Origin of the sequence: Methylopila sp. Yamaguchi (assembly GCF_002897035.1) — a bacterium.
GTDB lineage: Bacteria > Pseudomonadota > Alphaproteobacteria > Rhizobiales > Methylopilaceae > Methylopila.
The window spans coordinates 138489-156117 of record NZ_BAUX01000003.1 but is presented as its reverse complement, the minus strand read 5'-3'; the positions used below and the strand labels follow the sequence as shown (position 1 = coordinate 156117).

The 17629-nt window shown below is 70.2% G+C and carries 18 protein-coding genes; 7 read left to right on the top strand and 11 right to left on the bottom strand.

The features are described 5' to 3' along the window. Positions 1-6: 6 nt before the first annotated feature. A complete protein-coding gene (ctaD, locus tag METY_RS04980; RefSeq protein WP_103120282.1) occupies positions 7-1617 on the bottom strand; it encodes a cytochrome c oxidase subunit I in 1611 nt (536 codons plus the stop codon). A 40-nt stretch (positions 1618-1657) separates the two neighbouring features. Beyond that, a complete protein-coding gene (gene coxB / locus METY_RS04975; RefSeq protein ID WP_103120281.1) occupies positions 1658-2518 on the bottom strand; it encodes a cytochrome c oxidase subunit II in 861 nt (286 codons plus the stop codon). A 341-nt stretch (positions 2519-2859) separates the two neighbouring features. Here coxB and METY_RS04970 point away from each other — a divergent pair, with 341 nt between their 5' ends. Continuing rightward, positions 2860-3363, top strand: coding sequence for an invasion associated locus B family protein (locus METY_RS04970; protein WP_103120280.1), 504 nt, complete (start codon positions 2860-2862; stop codon positions 3361-3363). A 13-nt stretch (positions 3364-3376) separates the two neighbouring features. Here the strand turns inward: METY_RS04970 and METY_RS04965 are convergent, their stop codons facing one another. The 4 genes from METY_RS04965 to pabB form a co-directional block, all read right to left on the bottom strand. Further along, complete coding sequence (locus tag METY_RS04965) at positions 3377-3577, bottom strand: hypothetical protein (RefSeq protein WP_103120279.1); 201 nt, start codon at positions 3575-3577, stop codon at positions 3377-3379. Between the two features lie 89 nt (positions 3578-3666). Next, positions 3667-4494 (bottom strand): aminotransferase class IV, encoded by an 828-nt coding sequence (locus METY_RS04960; protein ID WP_103120278.1) that lies wholly within the window; start codon positions 4492-4494, stop codon positions 3667-3669. Beyond that, on the bottom strand, positions 4482-5075 hold the full coding sequence (locus tag METY_RS04955; protein WP_103120277.1) for an anthranilate synthase component II: 594 nt from the start codon (positions 5073-5075) through the stop codon (positions 4482-4484). The genes METY_RS04960 and METY_RS04955 overlap by 13 nt, the downstream gene beginning before the upstream one ends. After that, positions 5072-6508 (bottom strand): aminodeoxychorismate synthase component I, encoded by a 1437-nt coding sequence (gene pabB, locus METY_RS04950; RefSeq protein WP_103120276.1) that lies wholly within the window; start codon positions 6506-6508, stop codon positions 5072-5074. The genes METY_RS04955 and pabB overlap by 4 nt, the downstream gene beginning before the upstream one ends. Positions 6509-6680: 172 nt before the next feature. Here pabB and METY_RS04945 point away from each other — a divergent pair, with 172 nt between their 5' ends. Together METY_RS04945 and METY_RS04940 are read left to right on the top strand one after the other, a co-directional pair. Next, complete coding sequence (locus METY_RS04945) at positions 6681-8510, top strand: monovalent cation:proton antiporter-2 (CPA2) family protein (RefSeq protein WP_200819599.1); 1830 nt, start codon at positions 6681-6683, stop codon at positions 8508-8510. A gap of 58 nt (positions 8511-8568) precedes the next feature. Beyond that, positions 8569-9501: a DUF937 domain-containing protein gene (locus METY_RS04940; RefSeq protein WP_103120274.1), complete on the top strand. Its 933-nt coding sequence runs from the start codon at positions 8569-8571 to the stop codon at positions 9499-9501. A gap of 13 nt (positions 9502-9514) precedes the next feature. Here the strand turns inward: METY_RS04940 and METY_RS04935 are convergent, their stop codons facing one another. Beyond that, entirely contained in the window at positions 9515-9877 is a 363-nt protein-coding gene (locus METY_RS04935; RefSeq protein WP_244593520.1) for a DUF1127 domain-containing protein, read from the bottom strand. Between the two features lie 206 nt (positions 9878-10083). On the opposite strand from METY_RS04935, the gene METY_RS04930 reads away from it, so the two are divergent. Further along, positions 10084-10977, top strand: a complete 894-nt coding sequence (locus tag METY_RS04930; protein ID WP_103120273.1) for a LysR substrate-binding domain-containing protein — start codon at positions 10084-10086, stop codon at positions 10975-10977. 20 nt (positions 10978-10997) lie between these two features. Here the strand turns inward: METY_RS04930 and chpT are convergent, their stop codons facing one another. Beyond that, positions 10998-11678, bottom strand: a complete 681-nt coding sequence (chpT, locus tag METY_RS04925) for a histidine phosphotransferase ChpT (RefSeq protein ID WP_103120272.1) — start codon at positions 11676-11678, stop codon at positions 10998-11000. 135 nt (positions 11679-11813) lie between these two features. On the opposite strand from chpT, the gene cysQ reads away from it, so the two are divergent. After that, the gene (gene cysQ, locus METY_RS04920; protein WP_103120271.1) at positions 11814-12611 is read left to right on the top strand and encodes a 3'(2'),5'-bisphosphate nucleotidase CysQ; all 798 of its coding nucleotides are present in this window, start codon (positions 11814-11816) and stop codon (positions 12609-12611) included. Between the two features lie 19 nt (positions 12612-12630). On the opposite strand, the gene METY_RS04915 is transcribed toward cysQ, so the two are convergent. Next, positions 12631-13104, bottom strand: a complete 474-nt coding sequence (locus tag METY_RS04915) for a YHS domain-containing (seleno)protein (RefSeq protein ID WP_103120270.1) — start codon at positions 13102-13104, stop codon at positions 12631-12633. 167 nt (positions 13105-13271) lie between these two features. Here METY_RS04915 and METY_RS04910 point away from each other — a divergent pair, with 167 nt between their 5' ends. Next, positions 13272-13892, top strand: a complete 621-nt coding sequence (locus tag METY_RS04910; protein WP_103120269.1) for a DUF1134 domain-containing protein — start codon at positions 13272-13274, stop codon at positions 13890-13892. Positions 13893-14060: 168 nt separating this feature from the next. Next, positions 14061-15002 carry a hypothetical protein gene (locus tag METY_RS04905; RefSeq protein ID WP_103120268.1) on the top strand — a complete coding sequence of 314 codons (942 nt, stop codon included), beginning with the start codon at positions 14061-14063 and terminating at the stop codon, positions 15000-15002. A gap of 192 nt (positions 15003-15194) precedes the next feature. On the opposite strand, the gene METY_RS04900 is transcribed toward METY_RS04905, so the two are convergent. Beyond that, positions 15195-15764 (bottom strand): histidine phosphatase family protein, encoded by a 570-nt coding sequence (locus METY_RS04900; protein WP_103120267.1) that lies wholly within the window; start codon positions 15762-15764, stop codon positions 15195-15197. Positions 15765-16029: 265 nt separating this feature from the next. Further along, complete coding sequence (gene serA / locus METY_RS04895) at positions 16030-17616, bottom strand: phosphoglycerate dehydrogenase (protein WP_103120266.1); 1587 nt, start codon at positions 17614-17616, stop codon at positions 16030-16032. Positions 17617-17629: the final 13 nt, after the last annotated feature.

The following is a 17629-nucleotide window of genomic DNA, read 5'->3' as shown; positions in this document are numbered from 1 at the left end:
AGAAGGTCACTTCACGCGGGGCAGCGTCTCGAACTGGTGGAACGGCGGGGGCGAAGGCAGCGTCCACTCGAGCGTGGTAGCGCCCGGACCCCAGGGGTTATCGCCCGCCACGCGCTTCTTCGAGAAGGCCTCGACGACGCCGTAGAGGAAGATGAACACGCCGACCGCCGAGATGTACGAACCGACAGAGGACACAAAGTTCCAGCCCGCGAACGCGTCGGGATAGTCGACGTAGCGGCGCGGCATGCCCGACAGGCCGAGGAAGTGCTGCGGGAAGAACACGAGGTTCACGCCGATGAACGTGACCCAGAAGTGGGTCTTCGCGATCGTCTCGTTGTACATGTAACCGAACATCTTGGGGAACCAGTAGTACCAGCCCGCGAAGATGGCGAACACGGCGCCGAGCGACAGCACGTAGTGGAAGTGAGCGACCACGTAGTAGGTGTCGTGCAGCGAGCGATCGATGCCGGCGTTGGACAGCACCACGCCGGTGACGCCGCCGAGCGTAAACAGGAAGATGAAGCCGATCGCCCAGTACATCGGGGCGCGGAGGCTGATCGAACCGCCCCACATCGTCGCGATCCACGAGAAGATCTTCACGCCCGTCGGAACCGCGATGACCATGGTGGCGAACACGAAGTACGCCTGCGTGTTCACGGAAATGCCGGTGGTGTACATGTGGTGCGCCCACACGACGAAGCCGACCACGCCGATCGCGACCATGGCGTAGGCCATGCCGAGGTAGCCGAACACGGGCTTGCGCGAGAAGGTCGAGATGATGTGGCTGATGATGCCGAAGCCCGGCAGGATCAGGATGTACACCTCCGGGTGCCCGAAGAACCAGAACAGGTGCTGGTAGAGAATCGGGTCGCCGCCGCCGGCCGGCGAGAAGAAGGTCGTGCCGAAGTTGCGGTCGGTGAGCAACATGGTGATCGCGCCGGCGAGGACCGGGAGCGAGAGCAGCAGCAGGAAGGCGGTCACGAGCACGGCCCAGGCGAACAGCGGCATCTTGTGCAGCGTCATGCCGGGGGCGCGCATGTTGAAGATCGTGGTGATGAAGTTGATCGCGCCGAGGATCGACGAGGCGCCCGCGATGTGCAGGCCGAGGATCGCGAAGTCCATGGCCGGGCCGGGCTGGCCGCTCGTCGAATAGGGCGGATAGATCGTCCAGCCGCCCGAGACGCCGTGCGAGCCTGGGGCGCCCTCGACGAAGAGCGAAGTGATCAGCAGGCCGACCGCCGGGATCAGCAGCCAGAAGGAGATGTTGTTCATGCGCGGGAACGCCATGTCAGGCGCGCCGATCATGAGGGGCACGAACCAGTTGCCGAAGCCGCCGATCATCGCCGGCATCACCATGAAGAAGATCATGATGAGGCCGTGCGCCGTGGTGAAGGCGTTGAACGTGTTTGGGTTCGTGAAGAACTGCATGCCCGGCTGCTGCAGCTCGAGGCGGATGCCGATCGAGAGCGCGCCGCCCAGGATCCCCGCGCAGATCGCGAAGATCAGGTACATCGTGCCGATGTCTTTGTGGTTCGTCGAATACACGTAGCGCCGCCATCCCGTCGGGTGGTCGTGCCCCGGGTGCGTCGTACCATGGGCGTGAGCCGCAGTGGCCATAGCCTCGTCTCCCTGACTCAAGTCTTTTTCGGGCGGTCGATCAGCGCTGCGCGACGGTCGCGCCGCCCTGCTCGATCGACGCCTCGAGCAGCTTCTTGGCTTCTTCGGTGTCCGACTTCGCGGCTTCGAGCCAGCGGCCGTACAGCTCCTCGTTCACCACCCGGATCACGATCGGCATGAAGGCGTGGTCCTGGCCGCAGAGTTCGGAGCACTGGCCGTGGTACACGCCCTCCTTGTCGGCGCGGAACCAGGTCTCATTGTTGCGGCCCGGAACGGCGTCCACCTTCACGCCGAAGGACGGCATGGCGAAGGAGTGGATCACGTCCTCGGAGGTGACCTGCACGCGGACCACCTTGCCGACCGGCACGACGGCCTCGTTGTCGACGCTCAGCAGCCGGGGCTGGCCGGGCTTGAGGTCGCTGTCCTGAGCCATCACAGCGGTGAGCGTCAGCTCGTCGGCGTCGGGATAGACGATGTCCCAGTTCCACTGGCGGCCGACGATCTTGATGTTCAGATCGCCAGGGGGCGGCGTGTACTGGGCGTAGAGAAGGCGGAAGGAAGGCACGGCGATCGCGACCAGGATCAGCACCGGCGCGATCGTCCAGACGACCTCGAGCATCGTGTGATGCGTGGTCTTGGAGGGAACCGGGTTCCGGTCCTCGCGGAAGCGCACCACGACGTAGATCAGCAGCGCCAGAACGAACAGCGTGATGACCGTGATGATCGCCAGGATGAAGTTATGAAAATCGTGGATCTGCTCGAAGATCGGCGTGACGGCGTCCTGGAAGCCGACCTCCCACGGGCTGGGCTGGCCGGCGGCGGCCAGCGCCGGGGCGGCGCCGATGATCGAGGCCGCAGCGGCGGCGATCGTGAGCGTCGTCAGACGTCCGGTTGGAAACATGCCAGCCTCTCGTCGCTTCCCAAGGGCCGGTTTCGCCCTTTTTGTTGTCTTGTCATGCCCTTCCCTGGCGGAGCGAGCCCGCCAATGGTCGGAGCCGGTCAGGCCCAAGCGGCCGGCCCGCGCGGACGAATCCGTGCGTGCGGCAGGCTGTAGGGGGTCTAACCTGCTTTCTTGAAATCATAAAGGTTGCGCAAGCTCAATGTGGCGCCTCAGTGACTTCCATGCGGCATAAGGGCGCGAAAAACCGCAGTCCCGAGACGGCCTTGGGCGAGCGGCGGTCAGCTTGACACGCCGCTCCGCTCTGCTACGCCCGAGCGGCCCGTATCCGGAGACCGCCCCACGTGCCTCGCATCCGTTCTCTGGCGCTCGCCGCCGCAGCCGCCCTGATCGGGCTCGCGCCGGTCGCCGCTTTCGCGCAGGGCGCGGTGAAGGCCACCCATGGCGATTGGCAAATGCGCTGCGACACGCCGGCGGGCGCGCAGGGCGAGCAGTGCGCGCTCATTCAGAGCGTGACGGCCGACGACATGCCGAACGTCGGCCTCACGGTCATCGTTCTAAAGACCGCCGATAAGAAGAGCCGCCTGTTGCGGGTGCTGGCGCCGCTCGGCGTGCTGTTGCCGTCGGGACTGGGCCTTCGGATCGACCAGAACGAGGTGGGCCGCGCCGGCTTCGTCCGGTGCCTGCAGAACGGCTGCGTGGCTGAGGTGGTGCTCGAGGACACGCTCGTCAACCAGTTCCGCAACGGTCAGAGCGCGACCTTCATCATCTTCCAAACGCCCGAGAAGGGCATCGGCATCCCGGTGTCGCTGAAGGGGTTCGGGCCGGGCTACGACGCGCTGCCCTGACGCTCGGGGCGTTCTAAAGTTTGTCGAGCACGATCATCACAATCCCGTAGACGATCATGCCTGCGCAGAAGGCCTGCGCGGCGCGCGACGTGCGTCGCGGCGCTGGCGTCGGCTCCGGAACCGAAGCGCGGCGGCCGAAGACCGGTCGGCTCGGCTGCGCTGGCGGTGACGTCGGCGGCCGGAGGCGCTTGAAAGTGCGGGCGGTGTCAGCCATGGCGTCCGCGGAGATACCGCCGCCGACGCCGCCCGCAAGCTGTCGCGCTCCCGCTTAGTGAACGATCGCTAACGGCACGGCGCCGGCCGTTAACCCTTTCGCGGAGCGCCGCAGGCCTCTCGGACGGCCTCGGCGAGCGCCGTTATGACCCCCGTCTCCTCGGCGAGCCTGGCGCCGTCCAGAGCGGTCACCGGCATCAGGAGCCGAACGCTGTTGGTGGCGAAGACGGCGTCGGCGTCGCTCAGCTCGGCGCGCGTCAGCGGACGCTCCAGCGGCGTAAGGCCCAGCGCGGGGGCGAGCTTCAGCACGAGCCGGCGCACGATCCCCGGCAGCACGCCCTCCGCGACCGGCGGTGTGGCGAGCGTCCGTCCGAACAGCGCAAAGAGGTTCGCCATCGACGTCGACGCGGCGCGGCCGTGGATGTTCAGCATCAGCGCATCGTCCGCGCCCGCGCGGCGCGCCTCGTCGTAGGCGAGCACGCTGTCGAGGTAGGACAGGGTCTTGGCGCGCGACGCGAAGGACGTCGGATTGCGCTGGACCGAGACCGTGGCGAGCTGGATCGGCGCCCCGAGGGCGGCGAAGGGGAACGGCGCCCGCGCCGCGATTACGGTCGGCGCGCCGCCCTCGGGGATCGCGAGCCCGCGCGCGCCAGCGCCGCGGGTGACCGTGAGGCGAAGGACGGCGTCGCCGCCCTCCCCCGCCAGAGCCGCCACCTCCGTTTCAAGCAGGCCGCGATCGACCGGCAACCGGATTTCGGCCGCGGCTTCGACCATGCGGTCGAGGTGGGCGTCGAGCGCGGCGGGACGGCCGTCGAACACCGCAATGGTCTCGAACAGCCCGTCGCCGAGCGTCAGCCCACGGTCCGCGAGGTCAAACGGCGCGACGCCCGCCGCCGCGGCGCCGTTCAGGCGAGGCACGGCGCGCGCGCCTCCGCCATGGCCAGGAAGTTCCGGAGCAAGGCGTGGCCGCTGTCGGTGAGGATCGACTCCGGATGGAACTGCACGCCGAACGTCGGATGCTCCGCGTGCGCCAGCGCCATCACCTCGCCCTCCTCCGAAGTCGCCGTCACGCGGAGCGGCCCCACGTAGCCTTCGTCGAACTCGACGATTAGGGAGTGGTAGCGGCCGACGGTGAGCGGGTCGGGCAGCCCGGCGAACAGTCCCTCGCCGTCGTGCGCGACGCGGGAGGCGCGACCGTGCAGCGGCCGCCGGGCGCGAACGACGCGGCCTCCGAAGACCTCGCCGATCGCTTGATGGCCGAGGCAGATGCCAAGGATCGGGACCACGCCCGACAGCGCCCGGATCAGCGGAAGCGACACGCCCGCTTCGGTCGGGGTGCAGGGGCCGGGCGAGACGATCACCGCCTCGGGCGCCATCGCCGCAATCTCCCGCACGCCGACCGCGTCGTTGCGCACGACCTTCACCTCGCGGCCGAGCTCCTCGACGTAGCGGGCGACGTTGAAGACGAAGGAGTCGTAATTGTCGACGACGAGGATCATCGGAGGCCTCCGGCCGCCGCGCGCGGCGGCTCCTCGCCGTCCTTGGCCGCCGCTAGGCCGCCGCCGAAGGCGTCGAACACCGCGCGAGCCTTGGTCAGCGTCTCGTCGTATTCGGCGCGCGGGTCCGACAGCGCGGTGATCCCGCCGCCGGCCTGAAACAGGGCCTTGCCGCGGGCGAGCGTCGCGGTGCGGATCGCGATGTTGAAGTCAGCGTCGCCGGCGAACGAAATCCAGCCGATCGAGCCGCAGTAAACGCCGCGGGCGTGGCGCTCCAGCTCGGCGATGATCTCCATGGCGCGGAGCTTCGGCGCGCCGGTGATCGAGCCTCCGGGAAAGCTCGCCCTGAGCAGGTCGGTCACGCCAAGCCCTTCACGCAGTCGCCCCGTCACGACGGAGACCAGATGATGGACCGAGGCGTAGGTCTCGAGCCCGCACAGGGTCGGAACCTCGACCGTGCCCGGCCGGCACACCCGCGACAGGTCGTTCCGCAACAGGTCAACGATCATGACGTTCTCGGCCCGGTCCTTCTCGGAGGCGAGCAGAGCGCGGGAGGACGACCCGTCGGCGTGCGGGTCCGCCCAGCGCTTGGCCGTGCCCTTGATGGGCCGCGCCTCCACGCGGTCGCCCTCGACCGAGACGAAGCGCTCCGGCGAACTCGACGCCAGCACGACGTCGCCGAAGGCGAGATAGGCCGCGAACGGCGCGGCGTTGCGGGTGCGCAGGCGCCGGTAGAACGCCCAGGGGTCGAAGCCCGCCGGGAGATCGGCCAGGAAGCGCTGGGCGACGTTCGCCTGGAAGATGTCTCCCGAGAGCACGTAGTCGACGGTGCGGGCGATCGCCCGCTCGTAGTCCTCGCGGGTGAAGTTCGAATTGAAGGCGATCGGCTGAGCGGCGACGACGGCCCGCGCGACGACGGGCGCCGCGAGCCGCTCCAGCACCCAATTCGCGCGGGCGTCCGCGCGCGCCGCGCGGGCCTCAGCGTCGCGCTCAGGCGCGCCGGTCGAGATCAGCCACGCCTTCCCCTTGGCATGGTCGCAGGCGATCACCCAATCATAGAGCGGCAGCACCGCGTCCGGCACGCCGAGATCGTCCACCTCAGGCGCCGGCAGCCGCTCAAGACGACGCCCGTAGTCGTAGGAGATGAAGCCCGCCGCGCCGCCCTGGAACGGCGGAAGGTCGGGGTGAGCCGGCGCGCGTTCGGCCGCGAGCGCGCGCTCCAGCGCCTCGAGCGGATCGCCGTCGACGATCTCTCCGCTGAGGCGCGCTCCGGCGGCGCTGACTTCCAGAACGGCGTAGGGATCGGCCGCGAGATAGGAATGGCGGCCGAGCTTGGCGTGCGGCATCGCGCTGTCGAGAAAGACGAGATGCGGCAGTCCGGCGAGGCGTTCCGCCAGCGCGGGCATGTCCGTCGTCTGAAGCTCCGCGATGCGCATCGTCCGTCCGCACTCCGGCGCCGCCGATCGCCGGCCGCGCGTGTCGTCTCTTATGATAAGCGCGCGCAAGCCCTGCGTCATGTGCGGCGCGGCGATGCATAGCCGGGGACCGCTTGCGAAGGCGAGCCGCAGGGCGCCACATGCGCGGCAAACCTCGCGCCGGAGCCGCCTCATGGAACATCCCGCAGCCCCCGGACCGTTGATCGGCATTCTCGTCTTTCTGGTGGCTGCGGTCGTCGCCGCCCCGATCGCCCGCCGATTGGGGCTGGGCGCCGTTGTCGGCTACCTTGCGGCCGGCGTGGTCGTCGGCCCCGCGGCGCTCGGCTTCTTCCGGGACCCGGAGCAGGTGCTGCAGCTCGCCGAGCTTGGCGTCGTCATGCTGCTGTTCCTGATCGGGCTCGACCTCAGGCTCGAGCGGCTGATCGCGCTCCGCCGCTACGTCGTCGGCATGGGCGGCGGCCAGATCGTCGGAGCGGCCCTCGCCGTAGCGCTGCTCGCCTACCTCGGCGGCTGGGCGGCCCCCTCGGCGCTTGCGATCGGCGTCGCGCTCTACTCTTCCGCCACCGCCATGGCGCTGCAGATCCTCGACGAACGCGGCCATCTCAATCGGCCTTACGGCGAGAAGACCTTCGCGGTGCTGCTGGCGCAGGACATCGCCGTCGTCCCGGCGCTGGCGCTCATTCCGTTTCTCGGCGCGCCGGCGGGGGCCCCGAGCGAGAGCTGGGGCCACACCCTGGCCTCCGCGGCGATCGCCGTCGCCGCTCTCGCCGGCATCGTGGTCGCGGGGCGCTATCTGCTCGATCCCATGTTCCGCCTGCTGGCGCGCACCGGCGCGCGCGAGGTGATGACCGCCGCCGCGCTGCTCGTCGTCCTGGGGGCCGCGGAGGTCGCCCACGCGGCGGGCCTGTCGATGGCGCTCGGCTCCTTTCTCGCCGGAGTGCTGCTTGCCACCTCGTCCTACCGGCATGAGCTCGAAGCCGACGTCGAGCCATTTCGCGGACTGCTGATCGCCTTGTTCTTCATGGGCATCGGCATGACCATCGACGTCGGCGTGGTCTGGAGTCGACTGCCGCTGCTGCTGGCGGCCACGGTCGGCTATCTCGCGCTCAAGGTCGTCATCGCGGGCGTCCTCGCCCGTCTGTTCGGCGCTCCCCTGCCGGACGCGATCCGGATCGGCTCGCTGCTCGCGGCGGCCGGCGAGTTCGTGTTCGTGCTCGTTCCGCTGTCGCTGAGCAACGGGCTGATCGACGCCGAGACGGCAAGCCTGCTGTCCGCGATGGCGGCGCTCAGCCTGGTCGCGGCCCCGCCGCTTGCGGCGCTCGCCGAGCAGTTCGCCGCGAAGGCCGAGCCGACCCTGCCGGAGCCGGACGAGGACTTCGAGGGGGCCAAGGGGCAGGTCCTGGTGATCGGCTTCGGCCGCGTCGGCCAGATCGCGTCGCAGCTGTTGCTGGCGGAGGGCGTCGAGACGACGCTGATCGACGGCAACCCGGAGAGGGTGTTCCAGGCCGCCCAGTTTGGATTCAAGGTCTATTACGGCGACGGCTCGCGCCTCGACGTGTTACGGGCGGCCGGCGCGGACAAGGCGCGCGCCATCCTGGTCTGCGTCGACGATCGCGAGACCGCCAAGCGCATCGTCGAGCTGATCCAGTCGAGCTTCCCGCTCACCGAGCTGGTGGTGAAGGCCTACGATCGCGGGCACGCCCTCGACCTCTACGGCATGGGCGTCGCCAACGTGGTGCGGGAGACCTTCGAAAGCGCGCTCGTAATGGGGCGCATGGCCTTGGAGGCGGTCGGGGTCGACGCCGAGCGCGCGCTCGAGATCGAGGAGGACGTCCGGCGCCGCGACGCGGAGAAGCTCGACGTGCAGCGTGTCGAGGGCATCTATGCAGGGCGCGACCTCACCTACACCAACAAGCCGACGCCCCAGCCTCTGGCGCAGCCGAAGCGGAAGGGAGCCGTGGTCGACGACGCCGCGACCCCCGCGCCGGCCCCCGCGGAGTGAGTGGCGGCCCCGGCCGCCGCGGGTTAGGGTGGGCGGGGCTCGGCGCAGGAGAGACGCGATGTTCGACATGTTCGAGCTGATCCGGCGAGCGCAGGGCGGCGGCGCCTTCGACCACATCGCCCGCGCCTACGGCATGACGCCGGAGCAGATGCGCGCCGCCACCGCCGCGCTCACTCCCGCCTTCGCGCAGGGTTTTCAACGCCAGTCGCAGAGCGACGCCGCCGCGCGACGGCTGCACGAACTCATGGGCGCCGAGACCTACGCGCGCGCCTTCGAGGCCCAGGCCGCCGCCCTCGACCCCCGCGCCAGAAGCGCCGGAGAGGACGCGCTCGGCGCCCTGTTCGGCTCGAAGGACGTGTCGCGCGCCGTCGCCGCCCAGGCCGCCGCGGCCTCCGGCGTGCAGGCTGACATCATCCGCAAGGTGATGCCGGTGCTGACGAGCGTCCTGATCGGCGGGGTCATCAAGGCGGCTCAGGCCTCCCAGGCGTCGGCGCCCGAAGCTGGAAGCGATGGGCCTTTCCCCGGCCCCTTCGGCGCGTTCTGGAATGAGCTGCTGCGTGACTCGACCCGCCGTCCCGAAGCCAACGCCGCCGACGACGCGCCCCGCAATCCGTTTACCGACTGGGCGAGCGCCTTCCGCCCCGATCCCGATAAGACGGATGACGGGAAGACCGCAGGCGGCGGCCCCGAAAGCGCCGGGAGCGACGGCCCGGCCCTTTCGAACCCGCTGGGCGAGATGATGGCGGAGATGTTCGGAGGAATGTTCGGCGCGCGGAACGCGGCCGATCCCGCGACGCGGGAGCCGACGCCTGATCCGGTCGAAGCGCCGGCTCCAGAGCCGGATTCGGCGGAGACCGCCGAACCGACGCCGTTCGACAAGATGCTCGAAACGAGCCGTGAGCTCTCGGCGCAGAACGCCCGCGCCATGGAGCAGATCTTCGAGACCTTCTTCAGCGAGGAAAAAGGCGGGCCGCGCAAGCCGCCCGCCTGATTTCGAGGCCGCGTTAGTCCGCGCAGGTCTCGCGGGGCAGACCCAACCGCGCCTGGACCGCTTCGCGCCGACGCGCCATCCGCCACCGCGTGTGCGCCTTCTCCGACGCCCGACGCTCGACCGCCAGCACCGTGAGCCGGACGGTGGGATCGCGCCACAGCGGCTCGGACGCGGCCATCCCGACGTCCGCCCGGGTGAGGCCGATGTCGGCCAGCATCTTGTCGTCAAGGCCCGCGAGCTCGCCGAGCTTGCGATGGTTGTTCCACGCCACGGCGGCGACGAAGGCGGTTCGCATGATCGCCTGGACCTTCACGAGGGCGACCTTGGCCGGAGTGATCCGGGCGGGCGTCAGGCTCTCGATGGACGGCAGGGACATGGCAACCTCCTCACGCCGGGACGACGTCTCTCACCTTTTGAGGGGCGGTCCGCCGCTCGGGTCATCCGAGGTGCTTGAAAACCGCCGCCGGCCTCCCGGGGACAAGCGAACCTTGCCTGACCCTCATTGATCAGTGAAACGAATGTTCCTAATATAGGTCATCAGATCCCGTGATGGGCGTCAGGAGCCCGGACTGCGGAGCCGCCATGACCGCTCTTCTCGACGTCGATCAGCTGAAGACCTTCCTTGCTATCGTCGACACAGGCTCGTTCACGCGGGCGGCGGACGTGGTGCACAAAACCCAGTCCGCGGTCTCGATGCAGATGAAGCGGCTGGAGGAAAGGATCGGTCGGGCGATCTTCGCGCGCGACGGGCGGGGAAACCGGCTCACGGAAGACGGCGAGCGGCTGTTGGATTACGCCCGCCGCATCGTCCACATCTCGCGCGAAGCGGTGTCCGCCTTCGCTGACGACGCGTTGACCGGCCGGGTGCGGCTGGGCGTGCCGGACGACTACGCGGAGCGCTACCTGCCGGAGATTCTCGCCCGCTTCTCGCGGTCCAATCCGCGGGTCGAGGTGTCGGTGGTCTGCGAACCGACGAGCCATCTCATCGGCTTCATCGGGCGCGACGATCTCGACCTCGCCATCATCACCCACGCCTCCCGCAAGCCCGTCGGGGAGATCATCCGCCAAGAGCCCCTGCTGTGGGTGACCTCGCAACGCGCCATGGTGCATGAGGAGCAGGTGCTTCCGCTCGCGCTCGGCACCGCCGCCTGCGAGTGGCGCGAGACCGCGATCGCCAAGCTGGAAGCGATGGGCCGGCAACACCGGGTGCTCTACTCCAGCTGCAATTTCACCGCGGTCGGCTCCGCCGTGCTGGCGGGGCTCGCGATTTCGGTGCTTCCGGAATCGGCGCTGCGGCCGGGCATGCGGGTGCTCGGGCCGGCGGAGGGTTTCCCCTCGCTGCCCACCTGCAAGATCGCGCTGCTGCGCAACACCGGATCGCTGACCGAGACCGCCCAAGCGCTCGCGGACCACATCGTGGCGAGCCTGGACAACATGTCGGCCACCTACGAGGATCGCGCGATCGCCGCGGAGTAAGGCGCCCGCGGCGAGGCGGTCTACGCCGGGATCGTCGTCGCCCGCGTGACGATGCGCTCGCCTTCGATCTCGGCCTCGATCGTCACCGCCATGTTCGCCGCCTTGGCGACGAGACCGGCGTAGAACGGCTGGATGACGTGGGCGTCGACCCGGTCGTCCGGGGCGCGGCCCGCCAGCAGGTCGACCACGTTTCCAGGCACGCGGGCGGTTGGGCCCGTCGCGACGATCCGGAACGCGGTGGCGTCCCCCTCGCCTTCCGACGTTACGGCGATGACGCCGCCACGTGGAATGGTGGTGGTCGCGACCAGCACCAGGTTGAGCAGCAGCTTCACCTTGTTCTTCAGGAGCAGTTGGCGCGGGGCCTCCCAGGTGAGCTTGGTCTTCTGGTCCTCGATGAACCCGCGCGCGACCTGCTCGGCGTCGCCAAGGTCGAGCATGGCCGCAGCCGAACCCGCCGCGCCGAAGGCGATGCGGCAGAACTGCAGGCGGGCGGAGGCCTGCGCCGCGCTCTTCTTGATGAGGTCGAAAGCGAAGCCCCGCATGCCCTCGTCCTTCTCGTCCTCGAGAATCTCGAGGCCGTTGACGATGGCGCCCACGGGACTGATCACGTCGTGGCAGACCCGGCTCGCGATCAGCGCCGCGAGGTCGAGGGCGTCGAGCGTGATCACGCCCGAAGGCGGCGTCGCATCGGAGGTTGACATGGGGGCTCCTGCCGGCGCTTTGGGAGCGGTTTCCGGGCCGGCGACTCGTCGGCGCCGCCCGGCCGCGACGTCTGGCCTGATACACGCTGCCGTCTCCGCCCTCAAGCCGAAGCCTTCGGGAAGGACCCAGAGCCCATGACCGACCTCGCCCTGCTCCAGGCGCTTGGCGCCCTCTGCGTCGAGGCCGGGCGGGCGATCCTGGACGTCTACGACGCCGAGGCCATCGTGGTGCGCTCGAAGGACGACCGCAGCCCGGTGACGGACGCCGACGAGCGCGCGGAGGAAATCCTCCACGCCGTCCTCGCCAAACTGTTCCCGGGCGTGACGGTCATCGCCGAGGAGGCGGCCTCCCGCGACGGCGCGCCGACGGAGGCGCCGGAGACCTTCCTGCTGGTCGACCCGCTCGACGGCACGCGCGAGTTCATCAACCGCAACGGCGAATTCACGGTTAACGTGGGGTTAATTTCACGCCGCGCGCCCGTGCTCGGCTGCGTGCATGCGCCGGCGCTCGGCGCCACCTGGATCGGCGCGGCCGGACGTGGCGCGTTTAAGGCCGAAGCGGCGATCCGCGACGTCCCCGCCCCGGCCGCCTATCGACCGATCGCGGTCCGGCAGCGCCCGGCCGCCGGCCTCTGCGCCGTCGCGAGCCGCAGCCATGCGGACGCCGAGACGGAGGCGTTCCTCGAAAAGCTCGGTGTCGTCGAGCGTCGCTCGGCGGGCTCGTCGCTGAAATTCTGTCTGGTCGCGGAAGCCGCGGCCGACGTCTACCCGCGCTTTGGGCCGACGATGGAGTGGGACACCGCGGCGGGCCACGCCGTGCTCGCCGCCGCCGGCGGCGCGGTGACGCGACCGGACATGACGCCGTTCGACTACGGCAAGGCGGAGGCGGGCTTCCGGAATGGCGGCTTCGTCGCCTGGGGCGCGAGGGACTGACCGCGCGCGGACGCGCCGCTTACGGCGTGAGGTCGCGCTCGACCGCGGGCCATTCGGCGACGGCCGGCGCAGGGTCGACGAAGGAGTCGCGCGCGTCCGGCGAACGGAACAGATAGAGCCGGTCGCGGAGCACTGCGAAGACCTGCGGATGCCCGGCCGCCGCGCGGCCGCGCGCGACCGCGAGCGGATCGTGGCCCCCGAACTGGGGCGCGTAGACCTCCGGGGCGCTGAGGAAGGCGGCGCGGTTCGCGGCGCTGGCGAAGCGCCAGGCGGCCCCGCCCCATTCCGCCTCGAACAGCGGCTTGCCCAGCACCGGCCGGCCTTCGGTGAAGTAGGCCACGGGATCGTAGCCGAACAGCGCGATGCCGCTGGCGGGATCGGCCACCACTCGCTCGTTGAGCCCCGGCGTCGCGGCCGCCGGCGCGGCGCAGGCCAGCCCGGCGCAGAGCGCGCCGCAAGCCAGAACGCCGGTCAGGGTCGTCGTGAACGCCACGGGCTGCGCGTCTCCTCGTCACGGTCTGCCGGAAATGGAACCGTCCTCAGGATCGGTCTTAAAACGGCGCCGTTCACCTTTGAGTAAAGCCGATCGATCAAATTCTACGAATCGGCGCGAATCCGTTTCCGCGGACATCGCGCGCTCACGTGAAAAGGACGTACGCGATGACGTGGAAGACCCTCGTCGCGGCCGCGACCCTCCTCGCAGGCTTCGCCGCCGCGACCACCGACGCCTCCGCCCAATACGCCGGCCCGCGCGCCGAGAACGCCGCCTACTCCGACCGCCAGTACGGTGGCGCGAGCGACACCTTCTCCGCCTCCGAGATCGTCGAGAAAGGCCACGGCTTCTTCGGCTCTATGTCGCGCGGCCTGGCCGGCATCGTCGAAAAGGCCACCAGCCAATGGGGCGAGCCCAACGGCTACATCCTCGGCGAAGAGGCGGCGGGCGCCTTCGTCGGCGGCCTGCGCTACGGCGAAGGCAAGCTCTTCACCCGCGGCGAGGGCGAGCAGCGCGTCTACTGGCAGGGTCCCTCGCTCGGCTTCGATTTCGGCGGCGACGGCGCCCGGACGATGATTCTCGTCTACAATCTGCGCTCCCCTAACGCGATCTTCAGCCGCTTCGCGGGCATCAACGGCTCGGCCTATCTCGTTGGCGGCCTCGGCATGACGGCCCTCAAGGACTACGACACGGTCCTGGTGCCGATCCGCACCGGCCTCGGCGCGCGCCTCGGAGTCAACGTCGGCTACCTGAAGTTCACGCCGACCTCGACCTGGAATCCGTTCTGACGCCGGCTGCGGCGCTTCGCATCGGCGGGGCGGCCGGCGCCGGCTTTATGTCGCGCCGGCCCTGTGCCATCCTGACGCCAGCGCGAAGCGCGGGCGCGCCCGCCGTCCGCACCCGCGAAGCGCCACGGCCGAAGGGCTGAGCGCTGTGGCCCGCCGAGTACGCCGCCGATGGTCGAGCCCCTCCTCTATGCTTCGCTCGGAGCCTGCGTCGCGGGCCTCATCGGGCTGTTGCTGCTTCCCGCCATCTGGGCGCGCGCGGTCCGTCTGACGACGCGCCGGCTGGTGGGGCGGCTTCCTGTGTCGCTCGACGAAATCGTCGCCGCGCAGGACCGCCTCCGCGCGGAACACGCGATCGGCGTGCGCACCGTGGAGCGTCGCGCCGAAGCCGCGGCCGAAGAGGCCGCCCGCGAGCGCATCGTCGCCGGTCGGGCCCGCTCGCAGGAGATGGGCCTGAAACTCGAGATTGCAAAATTGAAGGAGAGCGTGGCCGCGCTCGAGGCTCACGGCGCGGCGGTGCGCGGCGACCTCGACCGCACCGGCGCGGAGGCCGCGGAGATGTCGAAGGCGCTCGAGGCTGAACGCACGGCTTTGATGGCGGCGCGGCGCGAGGCCGACGAGGCGCGCAAGGCGCTGTCCGAGCTGGAGCTCGCGCGCGACGCTATGCGCGTGGAGCTTGCGGCGACCGAGGCCGAGCTCGCCTCGGCGCTCGCGCAGCAGGCGGCCTCCGAGCGCGAGATCGCCCGGCTGCGCGGCGCGGTGCAGGCTGGGGAAGCGGCGGCCTCCGGCGTCGCGGCGACCATCGAGGCCGAGCGCTCGCGCGCGGCCGAGGCCGAGGCCGCGCGGCTCGCCGCCGAGCGGCGGCTGGCCGCCGAAATCGAGAGCTTCGTCGCGTTTCGGGCGGACGCCGCGCGCCCTGCCGCCGCAGGAGCCGCGGCGGACGCCGGCCTCGTCGCGCTCCGCGCGCGCCTGGACGAGCTGGCCGACGAGATCGTCCGGGCGAGCGGCGCCCCTCGCCCGCCGGAGCCCCCGCGCCCTCGGGCGCCGCTGCAGCAGGCGGCGGAGCGCGTCCGCCTCGGCTCGCTCGTCGGCGGCGAAATCGGGGCGCAGTAGGACGGCTCGCCTCGGCGTCGGCCTCGTCGCTGCCGGAGTTTTATTCGGAAGCCCACCCCACCCGGCCGGCCTTCGGCCGTCCACCCTCTCCTGCTCCAGGGGGAGATCTGCGCGCCTGCGTCGGATCCGGCTCGCCTGTAGACGCGAGGGCGAAGCGCAGCCCGCCGTCAGGTCTCTGCCCGTAAGCGTGCGCTAGGGCGCGAGGCGTCCGACCACGCGGATCGCGTCACCGTCCACGGTCACCACCACGATCTCGCCTGAGGCGGGAAACACGCCGGTGGCGGCGGTGATGTTGACCTGGTGCGTGACCAGCACCGTCGTTGCGCTGGAATGGGCCGCGGCCCGCACCGCCGCCTTGGACGCTTCGCTTCCGACTGCGCGGTTGTCGTCCGCGAAGAACGAGTTCAGCCGAAAGTCCTCCGTCACCGGCCCGAGCTTCATCTCCGCCGCCGTGTCGCGCGCCCGACACCATTGGCTGGTCCGCACCTCGGCGACCGCGACGCCCTCGGCCCGAAACCGATCGCCCACGGCGCGCGCTTCGGCGCGACCGGCGTCGCTGAGATTGCGCTGGGTGGAGCAGTCGCCAAGCTTGAAATTCGCGGGGTCGCCGACGCCGGGCGCGGTCGCGTGCCGCATTAGGGCGACATGGCCGCCGCGCTTCAGCGCCGCCCAGGCCGCTTGCTCGTCGGCGAGCGCCGACGGCGCTCCGAACGCCGACGCGATGGCGAAGAGTAGCGTGAGCGCGAAGGCGGCGGCGGTCATGGCGGGATGATGGCGTTCGCCGCGCTCCGCGTCTCGGCGACGGAGATCACGAGATCGTGGGCGGCGACGGCCGAGGCGCCCGCGCGGGACTCGTGTGAGGCGAACGCGCGCTCCGCCCGCCCGCCCAGGCCCCGGCGGGGAGCGCCGGGGCCCGAGAACCCTGTGTTCGAGACGGCTTCGCACCGACGGGGTCATGAGTTCCGGAACAAGCCGGAACGACGGCGCGGTTCGTTGCGTCAGCCGCGGGGCGGCAGCGCCCGGCGCGTCAGAACCGCAGCGCGCGGGCCTGCTTGACGTGCTCGAGCGCCTGCACCTGGGCCACAACCGCGTCCGGGATGTCGCCGTCGATCTGGACGATGGCGATCGCGTCGCCGCCCGCGGCCGCGCGGCCGAGGTTGAAGGTCGCGATGTTCACCCCCGCAGCGCCCAGCGTCGCCCCCAACGCGCCGACGTAGCCGGGCTTGTCCTCGTTGGTGACGTAGAGCATCGACGGGCCGAAGGACGCCTCGATCTCGATGCCCTTGATGTCGATGATGCGCGGCTTGCCGTCCGCGAAGACCGTCCCGGCCACATGGCGGGTGACGTCGCCCGTGGTGACGGTCAGCCGGACGACGCTGTCGTAGGTCTCGGCGTCCTCCCGCAGAACCTCCTCGATCGCGACGCCGCGCTCGCGCGCGATCACCGGGGCCGAGACCATGTTGATGTCGGCGAGCTGCGGCTTCAACAGGCCCGTCACGGCGGCGGAGGTGAGCGCGCGGGTGTTCATGCCCGCGACCAGGCCTTCGTACTCGATGCGGATCGCGGTGACGCCGGCCTCGGTGAGCTGGCCCGCGAAGGAGCCGAGCTTTTCAGCGAGCGCGACGAAGGGCTTCAGCCGGGGCGCCTCCTCGGCCGTGATCGACGGCGAATTGACGGCGTTTGAGACCGCGCCACGCAGCAGGTAGTCCGACATCTGCTCGGCGACCTGGAGGGCGACGTTCTCCTGCGCCTCCGTGGTGGCGGCGCCGAGATGCGGCGTGCAGACGACCCCGGGATGGCCGAACAGCGGGTTTTCGGTCGCGGGTTCGGTCGTGAACACGTCGAAGCCCGCGCCCGCCACATGGCCCGCGTCGAGCGCCTCGCGCAGCGCGGCCTCGTCGACGAGGCCGCCCCGGGCGCAGTTGACGATTCGCACCCCCTTCTTCATCCGGAACAGCGCCTGCCGGTCGATGACGTTGCGCGTCTTCTCAGTAAGCGGCGTGTGCAGGGTGATGAAATCGGCGCGGGCGAACAGCTCGTCGAGCTCGACCTTCTCGACGCCGAGGTCCTGGGCGCGCTCCGGCGACAGGAACGGGTCGAAGGCGATGACCCGCATCTTGAGGCCGATGGCGCGCTCGGCGACGATCGATCCGATGTTGCCGCAGCCGATGATCCCGAGCGTCTTGGAGGTGATCTCCACGCCCATGAAGCGGTTCTTCTCCCACTTGCCGGCCTGGGTGGAGGCGTCGGCGGCGGGGATCTCGCGGGCGACCGCGAACATCATCGCGATGGCGTGCTCGGCGGTGGTGATCGAGTTTCCGAAGGGCGTGTTCATCACGATCACGCCCTTCGCCGTCGCCGCCGGCAAATCGACGTTGTCGACGCCGATGCCGGCGCGGCCGATGACCTTCAGACGGCTCGCGTTCGCGAGGATCTTCGGCGTGACCTTGGTGGCCGAGCGGATCGCGAGGCCGTCGTAGCCGCCGATGACGGCGGCGAGCTTGTCCTTGTCCTTGCCGAGGTCGGGCTGGAAGTCGACGTCGACGCCGCGGTCCTTGAAGATCTGGATCGCGGCGGGGGAGAGCTTGTCGGAGATGAGGACGCGGGGCGCCATGGGAGGCTTTCTC